Here is a 19,313-nt window from a genome sequence, read left to right on the forward strand (position 1 = left end):
GCGGGCCAACGCGGATCGCCCCCCACGAGCGGAGTCTGATCCACCTGCAGGAGCGAACTGCAGCGCCCCGCTTGTTTCGCGCCACCACCGCAGCTCGGATGCAATCCGGGAAAACCAGCCCCCATAAACGTAAACGCCCGGGATTACCCCGGGCGTTCCTGTTTCCAGTATCGGACGTCAGGCCTTGATCTGCGCCGGGAACGGCAGCTTGCGCAAGCGCACGCCGGTCGCTGCAAACAGGGCGTTGGCCAACGCTGGCGCCAGCGGCGGCACACCCGGCTCACCGACACCGGTCGGATTTGCCGCCGACGGTACGATATGCACCTCGACCTTGGGCATCTCGTTCAGGCGCAACACCTGGAAGTCGTGGAAGTTCGACTGCTCGACCCGCCCTTCCTTCAAGGTGATCGCGCTGTGCCGGGCGGCCGCCAGGGCGAAGCCGATACCGCCTTCCATCTGCGCCTTGATCACATCCGGGTTGATCGCGATGCCACAGTCCACGGCGCACACCACGCGATCCAGACGGTAGCTGCCATCGGCCTTCACCGTGACTTCGGCGACCTGCGCCACGAACGAGCCGAACGACTCGTGCACGGCAATGCCACGGCCACGTTTCTCGCCCTCGGCCCCCGCCGCCAGCGGCTTGTCCCAGCCGGCCTGCTTGGCGGCCAGCTCCAGCGCACCGCGGTGACGCGGATGACTTTCCAGCAACGCATGACGGAAGATGTAAGGGTCCTGCCCTGCAGCGACGGCGGCCTCATCGATCATGGTTTCGGCGACGTAACCGGTGTGGGTATGACCGACCGAACGCCACCACAGCACCGGCACCTTGATATTGCTCGGCGTGCTCAGCTCCACCTGCAGGTTGGGCACCGCATAGGACAGGTTGGAGAGGCCCTCGACCGAGGTATGGTCGATGCCGTCCTTGATCATGAAGGGCTCCATCGAAGTACCGGCCATGATCGACTGGCCGACGATGCGGTTGTGCCAGGCCTGCAGCTTGCCGGCCTGGTCCAGGCCGATGCGCACGCGGTGCAGGTACAGCGGCCGGAAATAACCGCCACGAGTATCGTCCTCGCGCGTCCAGACCATCTTCACCGGCGCGTCCACGCCCTTGTCACGCGCAGCCTTGGTGATCGCCACCGCCTCCAGCAGGTAGTCCGACACCGAACTGGCGCGGCGACCAAAGCTGCCGCCGGCATACAGCTGGGTCAGCGACACCTGCTCGGGCGTCAGGCCCAGGTAGCCGCTGATGATGGCTTGGTCGACGGTCTGAAACTGCTCGCCGTTCCAGATTTCGCAGCGGTCGCTGGAGAGTTTCACCAGGCAGTTCATCGGCTCCATCGCCGCGTGCGCCAGATAAGGAAACTCGTAGTCGGCCTCGACGGTTTTCGCCGCCTGGGCCAGCGCCGCATCGGTATCGCCCTTGCTCGTGGCCGGCAGGCCTGGCTTGCCCGCATCGTCGCGGTATTGCGCGAGAATTTCCTCGCTGCCCAGGGTGAAGGCCTGGCTCTCGTCCCACTCGATCACCAGCGCATCGCGGCCCTGTCGCGCCGCCCAGGTGTTCTTCGCCAACACGGCGACGCCCGAACGACCGTGGGGCAGATCGCGAAACTCCACCACCTCGACCACGTCATGCACGGCCTTGGCCTTGCTGCTGTCGACCGAGCGCGGCACGCCGCCGAAGCGCGGTGGATAAGCAACCATGGCCACCAGCATGCCGGGCAGCTTGAAGTCCTGGGTGAAGATGGCGCTGCCATCGGTCTTGCTCGGGCTGTCCTTGCGGCGCAGCTCGCGCTTGCCGATCAGCTTGAAGTCCTTGGGGTCCTTGAGTTGCACCTGCTCCGGCACCGGCAGTGACGCCGCCGCCTCGACCAGATCACCGAAGCCGGCGCTACGGCCGGAGCCGGCGTGACTGACCACGCCCTGGCTGACGCTGATTTCACCGGCCGGCACGCCCCAACGCTGCGCGGCCGCAGCCACCAGCATGGCCTTGGCGGTGGCGCCGGCGTTGCGCATCTGTTCCCAGGAGTTGGCCATGGCGGTGCTGCCGCCAGTGCCCTGCATGGGGCCGAAGGCGAGATTGTTGTAGCGTTTCACATCGGCCGGCGCGCCTTCGACGCGTACCTTGTCCCAGTCGGCATCCAGCTCTTCGGCGAGCAGGGTGGCCAGGCCGGTGTAGCTGCCCTGGCCCATTTCCAGGTGTTTGGCCAGCACAGTCACCGTACCGTCGAGGTCGATACGCACGAAGGCATTCGGTTCCAGCGGGCCACCTGCCGCCAGCGCATCCATACCGCGCATCAGCGGCGCGAAGAAGATGCCCAGCGCCAGGCCACCTGCGCCCTTGAGCAGGGTGCGACGGCTGACATTGAGGATGCCGCGAGTCGCGCTATCGGGGGTTTCGATCTTGCCCATGTCTATGCGCCTCCTCAGGTCAGTTTGCCGGCAGCTTCGTGAATGGCGGCGCGAATCCGCACATAGGTGGCGCAGCGGCAGATGTTGCTGCTCATGGCCGCGTCGATATCGGCATCGCTCGGCGCCTTGTTGCTGCTCAGCAGCGCCGTCGCCGCCATGATCTGCCCGGACTGGCAGTAGCCACACTGCACCACGTCGAGCTGGCGCCAGGCGTCCTGAACCACCTTGCCCACGGCGTCTTCGCCGACCGCCTCGATGGTGCTGATGCGCTTGCCGACCACCGCCGATACCGGGGTGACGCAAGAGCGGGTCGGCTGGCCTTCGACGTTCACCGTGCAGGCGCCGCACAAGGCCATGCCACAGCCGTACTTGGTGCCAGTGAGATTGGCGACGTCGCGCAATGCCCAGAGCAGCGGCATGTCGTCGGCCACGTCCAGCTCATGGTCCTGGCCATTGAGATTCAGGGTAATCATGGTCTGCCCACCTTGTTCTGATGGTGTCTGATGGTTCCGGCATGACTGCCGGTGGTCACGGTCAACCCCGCACACAGGGGGCCAGATAATCACTGTAGTGGGCGCAAAACCTGCTGTCGCTGCCGACCACAGAGATCAGCAGAACCGGGCAATAAGTTCGTAGAATCGGGCAAGCTCACTGCCCTGCCCGCAGGCAGGGCAACAAGAAAGTCAGGCGGCGCGGCGCGAATCAGGTTCGGCGTGCTGGAGGTAGCTGGCGGAAACCAGCTCGGGGAAATCGGCAAGCTCGCGTTGCAGCTGGCACTGCTCGGCATAGTGCTCGATGGCTCGTCGATAGGCCATGCGGCGCTGGTCTTGCAGTTTGCGCCGGGTTTTGGCGTCAGGTTGGTCGTGCAGTTGCGCGTCATCGAAGATACGAGGCATCTCGGTTCTCCCGGAACGAGGACTGGAGGTCTCAGCTTGCTCCGGGTAGATGACGCTTTGACGGCGTGAAGATGAACAGGCGATGAACCCGTTATCTCAGTCCTCGGTGTTACGCAGCGACTTCGGTGACAGGCGCAGGCTGCGCAGGCTGCGCTTGACGCTCTTGAGGTGATTGACCAGGCTCGGCCCGCGCGCCATGGCCACGCCCATGGCCAGCACGTCGATCACCACCAGGTGGGCGATGCGCGAGGTCAGCGGGGTGTAGATCTCGGTATCTTCCTGCACGTCGATGGCCAGGTTGACGGTCGACAGCTCCGCCAGCGGCGTCTGGCTCGGACACAGGGTGATCAGGCTGGCGCCGGACTCACGCACCAGGGTGGCGGTGATCAGCAAGTCCTTGGAACGGCCGGACTGAGAGATGCACACCGCCACGTCGCCCGGCTGCAGGGTCACCGCACTCATCGCCTGCATGTGCGGGTCGGAATAAGCGGCTGCGTTGAGCAGCAGGCGGAAGAATTTGTGCTGGGCATCGGCCGCCACCGCACCAGACGCACCGAAGCCATAGAACTCCACGCGCTGCGCCTTGGAGCAGGCGGCGATGGCGCGCTGCAGCGCCTCAGGGTCGAGCTTCTCGCGCACTTCCATCAACGTGTGCAGGGTGGTGTCGAAGATCTTCAGGCTGAAGTCGGCGACCGAGTCGTCCTCGTGAATCGCGAACTGACCGAAACTGGCCCCGGCAGCCAGGCTCTGCGCCAGCTTCAGCTTGAGATCCTGGAAGCCGCTGCAACCGATGGCACGGCAAAAACGCACGATGGTCGGCTCGCTGATGCCAACACTATGCGCCAGCTCGGCCATGGAGCTGTGCATCACCGATGCAGGATCGAGCAAGACGTGATCGGCCACCTTGAGCTCGGACTTGCGCAGCAGGTGACGCGACTGGGCGATGTGTTGCAACAGATTCACTGAGATAGGCTCTATGCAGAAAAGGGTCTACCGCGGCACTCGGCGGGTCATAGCTCGGTTATGATCGGCGGCCGGCGGTTGTAGTGACCTTGTAGTTATACTACATAGCTCGCACCCGCGCACAGCCAAGCGGCTGCCAATTCGCTGAACGAACTTTCCGGCAGAGGGGCGCAGCCGATCTTTTCACTGCCTCTTTGCTGCAAACGCAGGTAGCTTGCAACGGCCTGCCACAACGAGTCGGAGTCTTCCCTTGAGCATCCCCTGCGACATGCTGGTCTTCGGTGGTACGGGCGATCTGGCCCTGCACAAACTGCTGCCAGCGCTCTATCACCTGCACCGCGAAGGACGCCTGCACGCCGATGTGCGCATCCTCGCCCTGGCCCGCAGCAGCCACACCCGCGAGGCCTACCAGGCCCTGGCCGAGCGTCACTGCCGCGCTCAGGTGGCGCGCGCCGATTTTGCCAACGAGACCTGGGCCAGCTTCGCCGCGCGCCTCGACTACTTCGCCATGGACGCTGCGCAGAGCGCCGATTTCGGCCGCCTGGCCAAGCGCCTGGGGCGTGATGACGAGCGCGTACGGGTCTATTACCTGGCCACCGCACCGAGTCTGTTCGAAGCCATCGCAGCGCACCTGGCCAACGCCGGCCTGGCTGGTCCTGCAGCGCGCATCGTGCTGGAAAAACCCATCGGCCACTCGCTGGAATCGGCCCGCGCGATCAACGCCGCCATCGGCGCCGTGTTCGACGAGGCGCGGGTGTTTCGCATCGACCATTATCTGGGCAAGGAAACCGTGCAGAACCTCATGGCGCTGCGCTTCGCCAACGCCTTGTTCGAACCGGTGTGGCGTGCCGGGCATATCGATCACGTACAGATCAGCGTCTGCGAAACCCTTGGTGTGGAGAACCGCGGCGCCTATTACGACCAGGCCGGCGCCATGCGCGACATGATCCAGAACCACCTGCTGCAGTTGCTGTGCCTGGTGGCCATGGAGGCGCCGGTGCGCTTCGACGCCGAGGCGGTGCGCAATGAGAAGGTGAAGATCCTCGAAGCGCTGAAACCCATCTCCGGGCTCGACGTGCAGGACAAGACCGTGCGCGGCCAGTACACCGCCGGCAAGATCGGCGGCCATGACGTGCCCGCCTACTACTTCGAGAAGAACGTCGACAACGACAGTGACACCGAAACCTTCGTCGCCGTGCAGGTGGAGATCGACAACTGGCGCTGGGCAGGCGTGCCCTTCTACCTGCGCACCGGCAAGCGCCTGGCGAAGAAAACCTCGGAAATCCTCATCCAGTTCAAGCCGGTGCCGCACCGTCTGTTCCATGAGGGCGAAGCCAACCAGTTGCTGATCCGCCTGCAGCCGGAAGAGCGCATCAGCCTGCAACTGATGGCCAAGAACCCCGGCAAGGGCATGCATCTCAAACCCGTGGAGCTGGACCTCAACCTGGCCAATGTCTTCAACCAGCAGCGCCGCTGGGACGCCTACGAACGTCTGCTGCTCGACGTGATCGAGGGCGACTCCACCCTATTCATGCGCCGCGATGAAGTGGAAGCGGCCTGGCAGTGGGTCGACCCGATCCTGCAGGGCTGGCTCCAGCACTACCAGAGCCCGCGCCCCTACCCGGCCGGCAGCGATGGCCCGGAGCAACTGCAACACCTGCTGGAGCGTCACGGCCGCCATTGGGCCGAATGACCTACCTGGCAGCTTCTTGCGCAGCGTGCTGTGGATAACTCTGCGCTGAAACTGGCGCAGGCCAGTGAATACAGGCTGTTCAGCAGACTGCGCAATAACCTGCACAACACTGCGCAACTTGTTGCGCAATATAGCGTGACGAAACACTCATCGTGACCAATAACGCCCAATAGGTCATGCTAACTATATGTTTATAAAGGATTTTATATTTATGGCATGCCGCTCGCTTTAGCCATGGCTCCCGGATCGATCACGATCCATGACCCAGGCAAGGAGAGCACTCATGCCAACACCCGCGTATCTGTCCCTCGAAGGCACCAAACAAGGTCTGATCACCGCTGGCACCTTCACCGAGGACTCGGTCGGCAACATTTTCCAGGAAGGTCATGAAGACCAGATTCTGGTGCAAGCCTACAACCACCAGGTCATCATCCCGCGCGACCCGCAGTCCGGCCAACCGACCGGCCAGCGCGTGCACAAGCCGCTGATGATCACAAAGGTCTTCGACAAGTCCTCGCCGCTGATCTTCAACGCCCTGACTTCCGGCGAGCGTCTGAACAAGTGCCGCCTGGAGTGGTACCGCACCTCCTCCACCGGTACCCAGGAGCACTACTTCACCATCGAACTGGAAGACGCCGTGATCGTCGACGTGCAGTCGCGCATGCCGAACTGCCAGGACCCGAACATGGCGCACTTCACCCACCTGGAAGACGTCTACTTCACCTACCGCAAGATCGTCTGGACCCACGAAGTCTCCGGCACTTCCGGCTCCGACGACTGGCGTACCCCGATCTCCGCCTAAGCCGGGATCGCGTCCGCGTCACCGCAGCGGCCAGGCATCGTCCTGGCCGCTGCGTTTCGGCAGGCTGCCTGCCGAAAAACTCGACCGTTGCCAGCGCGCGGCGGCCGATTCGGTTACAACCTGGAGCGCGCCACGCGCCCATCATGGAATGATCGAGAGGAACAACGAATGTTCGCCCAGGCCAACCAGACCCATTTCAGCCTCAGCATCGAAGGTATCGAACACGATCTGCAGGTGCTGGAATTCACAGGGCGCGAGGCCATCAGCCAGCCTTACGCCTTCGATGTGGAGTTGATCAGCGAACGTCCCGACCTCGACCTGGAAAGCCTGCTGCATCAGCGCGCCTTTCTCGCCTTCGACCAGAACGGCGCCGGCATCCACGGCCTGATCCACCGCATCGCCCAGAGCGAATCCGGTAAGCGCATCACCCGCTACCGCCTGACGCTGGTGCCGCAACTGACCTACCTGACACACCGCACCAACCAGCGCATCTTCCAGCACCTGACGGTGGAGAAGATCATCGGCCAGGTGCTCGAAGAGCACGGCATCCAGGCCGACGCTTACCAATTCCAACTCGGCTCGCTCTACCCCGAGCGCGAATACTGCGTGCAGTACGACGAGAGCGACCTGCACTTCGTCCAGCGCCTGTGCGAGGAAGAAGGCATCCACTACCACTTCCAGCACAGTAGCGAAGGCCATGTACTGACCTTCGGCGACGACCAGACCGTATTCCCGCGTCTGGCGCCGCTGGCCTACCAGCAGGACACCGGCCTGGTGGCCGATGACCCGGTGATCAAGCATTTCGGCGTGCGCGTGGAAACCCGCACCAGCCAGGTGACGCGCCGCGACTACGACTTCGAGAAGCCGCGCCTGCAACTGGAAGCTAAGGCCGAGGGCGATGCCCAGCCCAAGCTGGAAGATTACGACTACCCCGGCCGCTACACCGACCGCGAGCGTGGCAAGCACCTGGCCAAGCGCGCGCTGGAACGTCACCGCCACGACTTCGAACTGGCCCGGGGCGACGGCGACTCGCCGACCCTGGTCAGCGGCCACTTCCTCGACCTGACCGAGCACCCGCGCGAGGCCTGGAACCAGCTCTGGCTGCTCACCGAAGTGCTGCACGAAGGCAAGCAGCCGCAGGTGCTGGAAGAGTCGGTGCTTGATCTCCCCTCTCCCATTCATGGGAGAGGGGCCGCGGGAGACGACTACAGGGATGTAGGAGGTAGAGCGACGCAGGATGCCAAAGCCGAGGGTAAAGCCGACGACACCGACTTCCACCAAGGCTACCGCAACCGCTTCACCGCCACGCCCTGGAACGTGCCCTTCCGCCCCCAGTTGGCCCACCCCAAGCCGCGTATCCTCGGCAGCCAGAGCGCCGTGGTCACAGGCCCGGCTGGCGAGGAAATCCACTGCGACCAATATGGCCGGGTGAAGGTGCAGTTCTTCTGGGATCGCGAGGGCCAGGCGGATGAAAAAACCAGTTGCTGGTTACGCGTCAGCTCCAGCTGGGCCGGTGACCGCTACGGCGCCATCACCATCCCGCGTATCGGCATGGAAGTGCTGGTCACCTTCCTCGAAGGCGACCCCGACCAACCCCTGGTAACCGGCTGCCTGTATCACGCCGAACACGTGGTGCCTTACGACCTGCCGGCGAACAAGACCCGCAGCGTATTCAAGACCCTCAGCAGCCCCGGCGGTGGCGGCTACAACGAACTGCGCATCGAGGATCGCAAGGGCGCCGAGCAGATCTACCTCCACGCCCAGCGCGACTGGGACGAGAACATCGAACACGACCAAAAGATCCGCGTCGGCCATGAACGCCACGACACCGTCGAGGCCAATGCCTACAGCCACTTCAAGGCCGAAGAACACCGCACCACCCACGCCGACCGCAAGACCGAGATCAAGGCCAACGACCACCTCACCGTTGGCGACAGCCAGCACATCAAGCTCGGCAACGGCCAGTTCATCCAGGCCGGCCAGGAAATCCACCTCTCCAGCGGCCTCAAGGTCGTGCTCGAAGCCGGCAGCGAACTGACCCTCAAGGGCGGCGGCAGCTTCATCAAACTCGACAGCGGCGGCGTCACCCTGGTCGGGCCGGTGATCAAGATCAACTCCGGCGGTGCGCCGGGCAGTGGTTCGGGTGCAGCACCGAGCCCACCGGTATTGCCCAAACCCGCAGACACCGCGCCAGTAGGCGATAAAACCGGCACCGCCAACATCAACGTACCGCCGCCCACCGAGAAGGGGGCCAAGGGGCCACAGCAATTGATCGTGGACGTCTGGGGCGACCCGGAGCAAGGCGGGCAAGTTAAATTGCTCGACCCGGAGGAAGACGCATGAGCGAGTTGAAGGATCAACCCATTGATCAGGGCGTTCGCAAACGAACCCAGTATGAAGACTCTCAACGCAAGAGACTCGCACTGAGCATTGAGCGGGAAGACGGCGGCGAGCTTTCTTTACCCATTGCCGTGGACATGCGCAGCCACGATGAAGAAGAGAATATTCAGCAGAACACGCTTCTTGCCGTAATGCCGCTGGCCCGGCTTCCTGGTCACAGTGCCTATAACGAAGCGCCCAAGGGCGCGCTGCCACGCTCTGGTCGTATTTACGTCTTTCAGAACGGTAAGCTTTGGCGCGAGGTGCTGTGCGACGGCCAAGGCAACATGAAGGATGTCGACCTTGCCTATTGGCGTAAGCAAGCCGAGAACAAGGCACCTGCCGATGATCGTCGCTCAGTTGGCAAACAACAGCAGATTCTGTTGATTCCAATCCTGGTTCAGGGCCAATCCGTCGCCAATAACTACCTGATGGCCTACAGCGAAAAACCCTGGACATGGGAATACATCCAATGGCTGGAGGCTGACCAGAACAGAGTCAAGAGTCGCGCGCAAAACGTGGGCTTCGCTTGGTCAGCAGCCGTCGTCGGCCAAGGACAATGGCGACCGACGCAGGCGATGCCGGCAGTCGTGATCAGTGCCCAGACAGAGGGTTACAGACCTCGGGACTTCAGTATCGAAAGTTTGCTGGGTGACCCCTCCCTGTTCACGCCCAGCCTTGGCAGTCTCCCGTCAAACGAAATGAGCAGCCGCATGCAGATGCGCCTTGAGGAGCTTGCTACCGCGACACAGAACCCACCTCCACAGCCGCTGCCAACGTTGGAAGCCGGCAAGGATGTGCTTGCAGAGCGCAACATGCGTGCTTATCCCAGGCTGGTCGGGCTTATGCTTGATGACCCTCTGTTCGCACTCAGACACGCCTGCGCGCAAGCACGCCTGGCGGAATCCTATCTGCTTACCCTCAACGCACTGGTTCCGCATCGTCCGAATGGCCAATACGCCCATGCGCTGTACAGTTCGGTTCTGCAGAGCCCTAGCAGCCCTCTGAGCAAACTCAAGAAACACCTTCATCTTGAGCAACTTCAGGACACCGTGTTCGACGGGGAACGCAAGGTGGCCCGAAACCATCTTGCCTCGCAACTTCAACGTCTCACCGATCTGTTATCGGATGTGCCGCTGGCGGCAAGTTTGTGGGATTGGCAATACACACACGATGAACGCCTGCTGGAACCCTATCTGCTTTTCAGCGACATATTCACCACGCTGGGGAAACTGCCGGAGCACATTGATACGCTGTCCCAGGCGGGTGCCAGCAACCCTCTGCAAGGCCGTATCGCCCAACTGAGTGACCGACTCCTGAGCGGACATCACCCCATTACCCAGCCATTTCTGGCCAAGGTAGATGGTGCCCTGCCCGAGGCAGTGAAACGACTTGTCGCCCTGGCCACGCAGAAGCGTGAGCCCGACCCGCAACGCCTGGGCATGAGCAGCCTTCTGCATATTGCCAACATCGACCCGCAGGATACGGACAAGGGACTGGTCTACAAGAACCTGCACGCGCTGATCGACGATTTCACGACCACCTTCGCCTTGGCTGTGCTGACCCAGGTTCAACGCCTGAACGCAGCCAATGTAACAGTCGCGATCCAGTTCAACCGCCTGTTCGGGCCGACACTCGCCGTGCTCGATAAGCTCTCGCCTAACTGGCACGGCATACAACTGGTCACCGAGTCTCAGGCTCGGGCTTCAAACCTGAGAATTCTGGGTGTTCAAGGAGAAGGCCTTAGAAATGGCCTGACCGTTTCCGAGCGTGCGGCCATCACACGCAAGAACTATCTATATCTGAACATCAACAACCCTCAGGGACAGATCGTCGCCTCCACCAGTCCGCGCCAGGTAGGTCAGGGGCTGCCAAATCATGGTTCTGGGGTAATCATTGCCGCGCCTGCCGACCACCCGGAAGTGGCCAAGTACAGTGCCTGGAAACATGCGGTCGCCAGCAAACTCGACACTACAGCGAAATATCCCACCATCCCGCTGATTGCAGTAGCCTGCGCCATGTACAACCTGAGCGCACAGGTAGAAGGGATGAAGAGTCTGCGAAAGGAGGCAGGAGATGGTGCCTGGCGTTATGAAGTGGGCAACTTTTCAGCGTATATGGATCTTGCGACCGCCTCAGGCAACCTCTCCAAATATATCCTTAGTGGCGAACATCGCCTCGTAAGCTTGATTGATAAACCACGCCTGAACATTTCCAAATTCTCCCCTCGATGGGCAGCGAACCTGGCAGAACAAACTGGCAACACTCGCTTGCCAGTACTCCGCGCGTTGTCTGGCTCTGCCATGTTTGTATCCAGCGTTGTCACTGCCTGGGATGCCAAGAGAGCCTGGCACCAAGGTGATCGCGATGCCGCCCTGGCCTATGGTGTAGCGGCTGCAGGTGGAGCGGCCTGGACGGCCTATGCCTTTGGCATGTGCATCAACCCCATAGTGTTGGTGGCAGGAGCGGTGCTGTTCATCGGCGGCAACATTGTGGCTGGATGGCTGGTCGACAGCGACATAGAAGCCCTGATGAAGAATGGGCCATTTGGCAAGGATCATGGCCAAACCAGCATGCTCGACAAGGTATTCGGTGACGACCAGCGCTTTGCTCATCTCAGCGATCCGAAAGTTGCCTATCAGCAACTGATCGGCATTCTCGGCAGGCCCGTCATTCAGGTCAGCCGCCTGGGTGATTGGCTCGACCAGACGCCACCCAGCGTGCGCTCTGGCCTCGGCGCCCTCAACAGACAACGAGCCCCTCTGAACAACGGACTGGAATGCCGCAAGGTATCGGCACAACCCTTCGAGCGTGACGACTGGGCGGTACGTGTCCATTCGCCCCTACTGGGCATGTTCGATGCCCAACATTTTCAGTTCTATGCCAGGGAAGAAGTGGCAGTCCTCCCATTCACGGGAGCCTTCAATGTAGAGCGCCGGGATCAGCGCACCATCGAAGAAGCCAAGTTGACGGCTCACCCTCTGGACAATGCTTCGGTGCTCTATATCCTGCCGAAGCAGTTTCCCGTAATGACACAAACGCCATTGCAACGCCACGCCCAGAAAGTCACTCAACGCCTGAAGGTCTTCGGCCAGTTTCGTCTCGCCAAGGAAGCGGGCCATTCCGACGAACTGGTACTGCCACAGCCCAGTCCGAAAACCTGGCGCCCCTATCAGCCAGCCTTTTCTCGACCACCCGCGCCGAACACTCAGCCTGACGAAGCACCTTACTGGCAGATTGAAACCCAGGAATTCAAGGTATGACCACCGAGACTTACGGCCCTGCTGCCTATCGTGGCCAGGCACTACCCGCACTGCCACCACCAATTCGCGACAGACAAGGGCTGTTCGACACTGCCTTGAAATGGGGACATTACGCCAACCTGGATTCGATATCCGAGATCGAAGGCCAGCTGATGAGCGAATCCCAACTGACCTATGAGAGGCAAACCAAGGAGAGGCGTAAACAGCAGATCTATTGTGATGCTCAGAGATGGAACTTTGAAAACAGTGACAAAACACTGCATTTCTTATTCATATTGAAAATTCTGAGCGTAACGCTGTTCTGTTTACCATGGACAATCGAGCTGGCCGTGATCTCTGATCATGGCAGCATTATCATCCCCATCGGAGTGATAGCATCCATATCAGCATTATGCTTGCATGCCACTTCAAGACCTTGGCTGACCTATATATTGGGTGGTGTACTTGGCGTAATAACTGCCGGTGTCATTGCCTGGCATCAAGGTGCGCTCTGGGGATACTGGAGTGAGCAAACGGCCTTCTGGTTTGGTGCCGCTCTACTTTTCATGGCCATCATCGGCGTCGACCTGCTGATCGGCCTTTATTCCCTGATCTATAACCACGACGGCAGCGGCTTCAACCGACGTGACGGCATGGTGCGTATCGGCAGGCGCTTCCGTTCTCCCTTCATCGCGCCCTTCTACGAATTCGATCCGGTCATGCAACTGCAGGTCACGCCTCATGGCGGGCATGACTACGTGCTCTGGCTGCATCATCGCTACACCGATAACCAGGTCTGCCTGGGCATGAAGATGCACAGCCTGGGCCTCGACAAGGCCAACCTCTACGCCTTCTGGGATACCCTGCAGCGTTACATGGATGTCGAGCAGCCGCTGCCCGACCTGCCCGTGCTGGAACAGAGTCGCCACCTTGACCCCGTTACCGCCGCCCATGATGCCGCCATCGGTCGCCCCGAGCGTTACTGGCGCGACCGCACCTTCGAGGACTGGAAGCGCAGTTCCGCGTCCCGGAATCTGAAGGAGAAGCTGACCAGCCACCCCTGGCAACAGCAACCTTGCACCCTGCGGAACAAAATCGACCCGGCTCTGAACATCGAGACCTACTACCGCAGCCAGGAAGCCAGGGGCATCCAGGTTCCACCAAAGGGTAGCGGGGTCAACGAGGCTCTTCAGGGCTCATAAGCTACGCGCTACACATCCACCACCTGCACGGGCATCAATGACAACCACGCCCCGTGCTTCCTTAATTGCTGTTGAATGCACCAGCAACACCTGTTCTCCTGGCCCTTATCAGCCCTGAACACGGCGCCCATGCCTCAAGACGACCATCAGCACCAACATCCCCACCCCACCCGCAACCACGAACAACCCCTCATACCCCAACGCCTTGGCCAGCACCCCGCTGCTGGCCCCGACGAAGCCGGACAGCAGCAACTGCGCCGAGGCCTGCAGGGTGAAGTCGGCGCCTTCGTGTTCCGGGCGGCACATGCGCATCATGGCGGCGAACAGGGCGACGGTGGACATGCCGTCAGCCACCTGTTCGAACAGGGTCACGGCATAGACCAGGCCGGTGTTGGCGCCTTGCCCCACTAGCAGCGCCAGGGCGGCGATGCCGATCGCCTGCAGGGCGCCGAACAGGATCAGCGCGCGTAGCACACCGATACGGGCGTAGAGCAGGCCGCCGAGCAGGGCGCCGCCGATGCCGGCCAGGCTGCTGATCAGGGTCAGTTGACCAAGCTCCCCGGTGCTCCAGCCCTGGTCCACCAGCATCGGCTTGATCATGGGTGAGCCGAGCGAGTCACCGAGCTTGAAGGTCAGCACCACCGCCAGCCACAGCAGCATGCCGGGCTGCACCAGCAGGCCGCGATAGTGGTTAAGCAGCAGGCGCGGGCCGAGGGCGGTTTCGGCCAGGGCTGGCTGGAAGGGCAGGACGCGGCGCTCGGGGAACAGCCAGATCGGCACGGTCATCAGTAGGATCAGGCCAGCCAGCAGGCCAAGCGCAAGGTTCCAACCCAGCGGGTCGATCACCAGCAACAGGCCGCTGCCGCTGACGATCATGCCGACCTTGTAGCCGCCGACCTGCAGGCTGTTGCCAAGACCACGCCAGCGTTCAGGCAACAGGCGCACGGTAAGGCCGTCGGTGGCGATGTCCTGAGTCGAGGCCAGCAGGTTGATCAGTAGCAGCAAGCCGAGCAACAACCACAGGACGGAGCCGAACAGCGTCTGCGGGGCGAGCAGCGCCAGTGCCGCGACACAGACAATCACGCCACTTTGCAGCGGCAGGATCCAGCCACGGTGATGGCCCAGGCGGGGCGAGGCCAGACGGTCGATCCAGGGCGCCCACAAGACTTTAAGTAGCCAGGGTAGCGCCAGCAGCTTGAGCAGGCCGATCAGCGCCAGGTCGACGCCATGCTGGCGCAGCAGCACCGGCAGCGAGTGGGCGATCAGCCCGGAAGGCAGGCCCTGCGCGCAGTACAGCGAGGCCAGTAGCACCAGCGTGGCGTTGGACGGGCGAGAGGCGGTGGGCGACATGGCGGGCGCTCGCGGCAAAAGCGCAAGCCTAGTGGTTTGCGCCTGCGGGCGGCAACGAGGCGGTGGTTACAGTTCGTAGCTCGACTCGTCGCGGCTGAAGCCCCTCCCACAGGGCAAGACGTTCGATTAGTTGCAGCCCGGTGCAATCCGGGGCCGTTGCCATCGCTCCCGGATTGCATCCGGGCTACGTGAAAAACGTTCACGACGCCAAAGGTCTTACAGGCTATTCAGGCACTCGGTCAGGCCGCCTGCCAGGTTTTCCAGCAGTTGTTCATAGCCGTTGGCACTGACTGGCAGGGCGCCGCCGAGGGCATCGAGTTCCGCCAGTTTCACCGGCAAGCCGGCACTGAGGGTTTCGGCCAGGCGCGGGCGCAGCGGCGGCTCGCTGAACACGCAGCTCGGGCCGGTCTGTTGCAGCGTCTTGCGCATGGCAGCGACATGGCGCGCACCGGGCTGTACTTCGGTCAGCACGCTGAACACGCCGGCGTGCTTGAGGCCGTAGGCGGCCTCGAAATAGTCGAATGCTTCGTGGAAGACGAAATACGGCTTGCCCTGCAAAGCGGCCAGTTGCGGGCGAATGCGGCCATCGAGCGCATCCAGGCGCGCTTCGAAGGCTTGCAGATTGGCGGCGTAACGCGCGGCGTTGGCGGCATCCAGCTTGGCCAGGTCGGCGGCCATGCGGGCGGCGATCACCTTGGCGTTGTCGGCGGCCAACCACAGGTGGGCATCCAGGCTGCCCGGACGGTGATCATGGTCATGACCAAGCTCATCGCTGGCATGTTCGTGACCATGATCATGCTCGTCTTGGTCATGATCGTGTTCGTCGTGGCTATCGCCGAAATGGCGCAGGGTCATGCCGGGCAGATCCTGCACCGCCACCTGGGGCTTGTCGCGACTGCTCAGTACACGCGGTAGAAAACCCTCCATGTCCGGACCGATCCAGTACAGCAGGTCGGCATCACGCACTCTCCGTACATCGGACGGCCGCAGCGCATAGTGGTGCGGCGAGGCACCGGGCGGCAGCAGCACCTCGGGTTCGCCGATGCCGTCCTGCACCGCCGCGGCGATCAGTTGCAGCGGTTTGATACTGGTCAGCACACGCACCTCGGCCTGGGCACTGGCGACGAAAAACAGGGTAAAGAGACAGAAAAGACGCAACACGGGGCATACTCGGATGGAATTGAACGGGTAATATAATAACGTCTCTCACCAGCGCCGTCCTTGCCCATGACCGACACACCCCTGGCTGCACGCCCTCATGACCACTCCCGTTGCGTCAGCCATGCACTGGCCGAGGCCGAGGCCATCTGCGCGCGCCAGGGCCTGCGCCTGACTGCCCTGCGCAAGCGCGTGCTGGAACTGGTCTGGGCCAGCCACAAGCCGCTAGGCGCTTATGACATCCTCGGTGTATTGAGCGACGAAGACGGTCGCCGCGCGGCGCCACCGACGGTTTACCGCGCGCTGGATTTCCTGCTGGAAAACGGCCTGGTGCACCGCATCGCCTCCCTCAACGCCTTCGTCGGCTGCAGCCACCCTGAGCACGCGCATCAGGGCCAGTTTCTGATCTGCCGTAGCTGCCACGCCGCCACCGAACTGGAGCAACCAGCGATCAGCCAGGCCATCGTCGACGGGGCGGCCGGCGTCGGTTTCGTCGTCGAAAGCCAGACCGTGGAAGTGGTCGGCCTCTGCGCAGGCTGCAAGGGCACGGCATGAGCGACGCGCTGATCCGTCTCGACGGGGTCGCTGTCAGCTTCAACGGCCAGCCTGTGCTGGACGACGTGCAGCTGAGCGTACAACCCGGCGAGATCGTCACCCTGATCGGGCCCAACGGTGCGGGCAAGACCACCCTGGTGCGCGTGGTGCTCGGCCTGCTGCAGCCTGAGCGTGGCAACGTGCGTCGGGCGCCACGCCTGCGCATCGGCTACATGCCACAAAAACTCCACGTCGACGCCACCTTGCCGCTGTCGGTGCTGCGTTTCCTGCGCCTGGTACCGGGGGTGGATCGCAAACGCGTCCTGGCAGCACTGGCCGAGGTCGGTGCGGAACAGGTGATCGACAGCCCGCTGCAGAGCATTTCCGGTGGCGAGATGCAGCGCGTGCTGCTGGCCCGCGCGCTGCTGCGCGAGCCACAACTGCTGGTGCTCGACGAGCCGGTGCAGGGCGTCGATGTCGCCGGCCAGGCCGAGCTGTATCGACTGATCTCGCGACTGCGCGAGCGCCATGGCTGTGGCGTGCTGATGGTCTCGCATGACCTGCATCTGGTGATGAGCGCCACCGATCAGGTGGTCTGTCTCAACCGCCATGTCTGCTGCTCCGGCCACCCGGAGCAGGTCAGCGGCGACCCGGCGTTCATCGAACTGTTCGGTCAGGACGCCAAGAGCCTCGCCGTCTACCACCACCATCATGACCACGCGCACGACCTGCATGGCGGCGTGGTTCAGCCCGGCCTGACCATCCACGGCCCGGCTCACGTTCATGGCCCTGGTTGCAAACACTGATGCCCGATTTCCTCCTCAACGCCCTGCTCGCCGGCCTTACCCTGGCCCTGGTGGCCGGCCCGCTCGGCTCCTTCGTGGTGTGGCGGCGCATGGCCTATTTTGGCGACACCCTGTCCCATGCTGCCCTGCTTGGCGTGGCATTGGGGCTGATGCTCGACGTCAGCCCGACCCTGACGGTGACCGTCGGCTGCGTGCTGCTCGCCGTACTGCTGGTGACCCTGCAGCAGCGCCAGCCGCTGGCCTCCGACACCCTGCTGGGCATCCTCGCCCACAGCACCCTGTCGCTGGGTCTGGTGGCGCTGAGTTTCATGCATGACGTGCGCATCGACCTGATGAGCTACCTGTTCGGCGACCTGCTCGCCGTCAGCCCCAGCGATCTGGCCTGGATCATCGGCGGCAGCGCGCTGGTGCTGGCGCTGCTGGCTTGGTTGTGGCGACCGCTGCTGGCGATCACCGTGCACGAGGAACTGGCACGGGTCGAAGGCCTGCCGGTGGCGGCGATTCGCCTGGCGCTGATGCTGCTGATTGCCGTGGTGATCGCCGTGGCGATGAAGATCGTCGGCGTACTGCTGATCACCTCGCTGTTGATCATCCCCGCGGCCGCTGCCCAGCGCCACGCGCGCACGCCGGAGCAGATGGCCGTGGGCGCCAGTCTGCTCGGGCTGCTGGCGGTGTGCTGCGGCCTGGCGCTGTCCTGGTATCAGGACACGCCGGCCGGGCCATCCATCGTGGTCAGTGCCGCTGCGTTGTTCCTGGCCAGTTTCGCCCTGCCCAAGCGCAGCGGTTGACGGCGCATCGCGCGTAGCCCGGATGCAATCCGGGACAGCTGCGCCATGTTGTTCCCGGATTGCATCCGGGCTACGGCTCATCCTTGTAACCTCCCCCCAGCCCTTTCCCATGAATGAGCCCGGGACCCCGAACAGCGTGAAATCGAGGCCGTAAACCTGTATGATTGCGCGTTTTTTGCACAATTCGAGACGCGTAGTTATGAAGTCGTTCGCTTTTCGTGGTCTTCCGCTTTTTCTGGTTCTACTTCTGGCCGGTTGCCAGAGCAGCCAGCAGCACAGCCTCCCGCCGGTCGACGATCTGGTCGTCGCCTTCCGTCAGCTCGACCTGAGCCTGGCCGAAGAACGCCTCGACGACGCGCGCAGCCAGCTCAGCACACTGCAGCAGCGCGCCAGCCGCGACACGCGTCTGGAGCAGTACCAGCGCCAGCTGGCCGAGGCCTATATGGAGCAAGGCCGCGAAGCGCTGCAGCAGGGCGATCTGGATCGCGCCGCGCAGGCACTGGGCCAGGCCCGCAGCCTGATGCCGCAGGCGCCGGCCCTGAGTCACGATCTCAACCAGGCCATCGACAGCGCCCGTACGGCACGCCAGGCGGCTGCCGAGCAACAGGCACGCGATGCAGCAGCCAAGCTCGATGCCGAGCGCCAGGAGCAACTGCGTCAGCAGCGTCTGGCCAGCGAGCGCCAGGCAGCGGCCAAGGCAGCAACCGCGCCAGTAGCCGCAAGCCAGCCAGCGCCAGTGGTCGAGAGCGAGCCCACAGCGCGCCTGATCGATCCGAACGCCATCACCAGCAGTGTGGCCATGCCTATGCTGGACAACCAGGACAACGAAAACCTGCGCCGCCTGCTCGACAGCGTGGCGGCGGATGTCGTGACCTTTCGCTGCGCCGTGCGCATCGAAGTACGCGAGGCCAAGGATTATCCCTGGGTTGCGGCGCTGCTGTCGGCGCGGATCAAGAAACTCGACCCAAGCTTTCGTCCGCAGTTGAGCCAGAAGATCGCTCCGCAACAGGTGCCACGCCTGCTGTTGAGCCCAAAGCGCAACTGATGCCTTCGCTTATCGGTAATGCAATTTTGTAATAACCATA

15 protein-coding genes are annotated in these 19,313 nt (G+C 62.8%); 9 read left to right on the plus strand and 6 right to left on the minus strand.

Annotated features, from left to right (window positions below):
• Window positions 1-177: 177 nt before the first annotated feature.
• The 4 genes from BLT86_RS18615 to hexR all read right to left on the minus strand — a co-directional run bounded on the left by BLT86_RS18615 (window position 178) and on the right by hexR (window position 4,274).
• Window positions 178-2,415, minus strand: coding sequence for a xanthine dehydrogenase family protein molybdopterin-binding subunit (locus BLT86_RS18615; protein WP_092378817.1), 2,238 nt, complete (start codon window positions 2,413-2,415; stop codon window positions 178-180).
• A 14-nt stretch (window positions 2,416-2,429) separates the two neighbouring features.
• Entirely contained in the window at window positions 2,430-2,888 is a 459-nt protein-coding gene (locus BLT86_RS18620; protein WP_092378820.1) for a (2Fe-2S)-binding protein, read from the minus strand.
• Window positions 2,889-3,098: 210 nt separating this feature from the next.
• A complete protein-coding gene (locus tag BLT86_RS18625; protein WP_045733480.1) occupies window positions 3,099-3,311 on the minus strand; it encodes a PA3496 family putative envelope integrity protein in 213 nt (70 codons plus the stop codon).
• A 96-nt stretch (window positions 3,312-3,407) separates the two neighbouring features.
• Window positions 3,408-4,274 carry a transcriptional regulator HexR gene (gene hexR / locus BLT86_RS18630; protein WP_092378823.1) on the minus strand — a complete coding sequence of 289 codons (867 nt, stop codon included), beginning with the start codon at window positions 4,272-4,274 and terminating at the stop codon, window positions 3,408-3,410.
• A gap of 268 nt (window positions 4,275-4,542) precedes the next feature.
• Between hexR and zwf the strand changes: the two genes are divergently transcribed.
• The 5 genes from zwf to BLT86_RS26480 all read left to right on the plus strand — a co-directional run bounded on the left by zwf (window position 4,543) and on the right by BLT86_RS26480 (window position 13,592).
• Window positions 4,543-5,967, plus strand: a complete 1,425-nt coding sequence (gene zwf / locus BLT86_RS18635; RefSeq protein ID WP_218574168.1) for a glucose-6-phosphate dehydrogenase — start codon at window positions 4,543-4,545, stop codon at window positions 5,965-5,967.
• 283 nt (window positions 5,968-6,250) lie between these two features.
• A complete protein-coding gene (locus tag BLT86_RS18640; RefSeq protein WP_003241180.1) occupies window positions 6,251-6,769 on the plus strand; it encodes an Hcp family type VI secretion system effector in 519 nt (172 codons plus the stop codon).
• Between the two features lie 168 nt (window positions 6,770-6,937).
• Entirely contained in the window at window positions 6,938-9,112 is a 2,175-nt protein-coding gene (gene tssI, locus BLT86_RS18645; RefSeq protein WP_092378829.1) for a type VI secretion system Vgr family protein, read from the plus strand.
• Window positions 9,109-12,411: a hypothetical protein gene (locus BLT86_RS18650; protein WP_064493583.1), complete on the plus strand. Its 3,303-nt coding sequence runs from the start codon at window positions 9,109-9,111 to the stop codon at window positions 12,409-12,411. Before tssI ends, BLT86_RS18650 begins: the two co-directional genes overlap by 4 nt.
• A 545-nt stretch (window positions 12,412-12,956) precedes the next feature.
• Window positions 12,957-13,592: a hypothetical protein gene (locus tag BLT86_RS26480; protein ID WP_017676169.1), complete on the plus strand. Its 636-nt coding sequence runs from the start codon at window positions 12,957-12,959 to the stop codon at window positions 13,590-13,592.
• A 108-nt stretch (window positions 13,593-13,700) separates the two neighbouring features.
• Here BLT86_RS26480 and BLT86_RS18660 read toward each other — a convergent pair whose 3' ends face one another.
• Both BLT86_RS18660 and znuA read right to left on the minus strand, forming a co-directional pair.
• A complete protein-coding gene (locus tag BLT86_RS18660; protein ID WP_092378832.1) occupies window positions 13,701-14,942 on the minus strand; it encodes an MFS transporter in 1,242 nt (413 codons plus the stop codon).
• Between the two features lie 216 nt (window positions 14,943-15,158).
• Window positions 15,159-16,103, minus strand: coding sequence for a zinc ABC transporter substrate-binding protein ZnuA (gene znuA / locus BLT86_RS18665; protein ID WP_092378835.1), 945 nt, complete (start codon window positions 16,101-16,103; stop codon window positions 15,159-15,161).
• A gap of 66 nt (window positions 16,104-16,169) precedes the next feature.
• Here znuA and zur point away from each other — a divergent pair, with 66 nt between their 5' ends.
• The 4 genes from zur (at window position 16,170) to BLT86_RS18685 (ending at window position 19,273) form a co-directional block, all read left to right on the plus strand.
• Window positions 16,170-16,655: a zinc uptake transcriptional repressor Zur gene (gene zur / locus BLT86_RS18670; RefSeq protein WP_017676172.1), complete on the plus strand. Its 486-nt coding sequence runs from the start codon at window positions 16,170-16,172 to the stop codon at window positions 16,653-16,655.
• Complete coding sequence (znuC, locus tag BLT86_RS18675; RefSeq protein WP_017676173.1) at window positions 16,652-17,440, plus strand: zinc ABC transporter ATP-binding protein ZnuC; 789 nt, start codon at window positions 16,652-16,654, stop codon at window positions 17,438-17,440. Before zur ends, znuC begins: the two co-directional genes overlap by 4 nt.
• Complete coding sequence (gene znuB, locus BLT86_RS18680) at window positions 17,440-18,228, plus strand: zinc ABC transporter permease subunit ZnuB (RefSeq protein WP_017676174.1); 789 nt, start codon at window positions 17,440-17,442, stop codon at window positions 18,226-18,228. The genes znuC and znuB overlap by 1 nt, the downstream gene beginning before the upstream one ends.
• Window positions 18,229-18,427: 199 nt before the next feature.
• The gene (locus BLT86_RS18685; protein ID WP_092378838.1) at window positions 18,428-19,273 is read left to right on the plus strand and encodes a PA5502 family lipoprotein; all 846 of its coding nucleotides are present in this window, start codon (window positions 18,428-18,430) and stop codon (window positions 19,271-19,273) included.
• Window positions 19,274-19,313 lie beyond the last annotated feature (40 nt).

The organism is Pseudomonas sihuiensis, assembly GCF_900106015.1.
Taxonomy (GTDB): domain Bacteria; phylum Pseudomonadota; class Gammaproteobacteria; order Pseudomonadales; family Pseudomonadaceae; genus Aquipseudomonas; species Aquipseudomonas sihuiensis.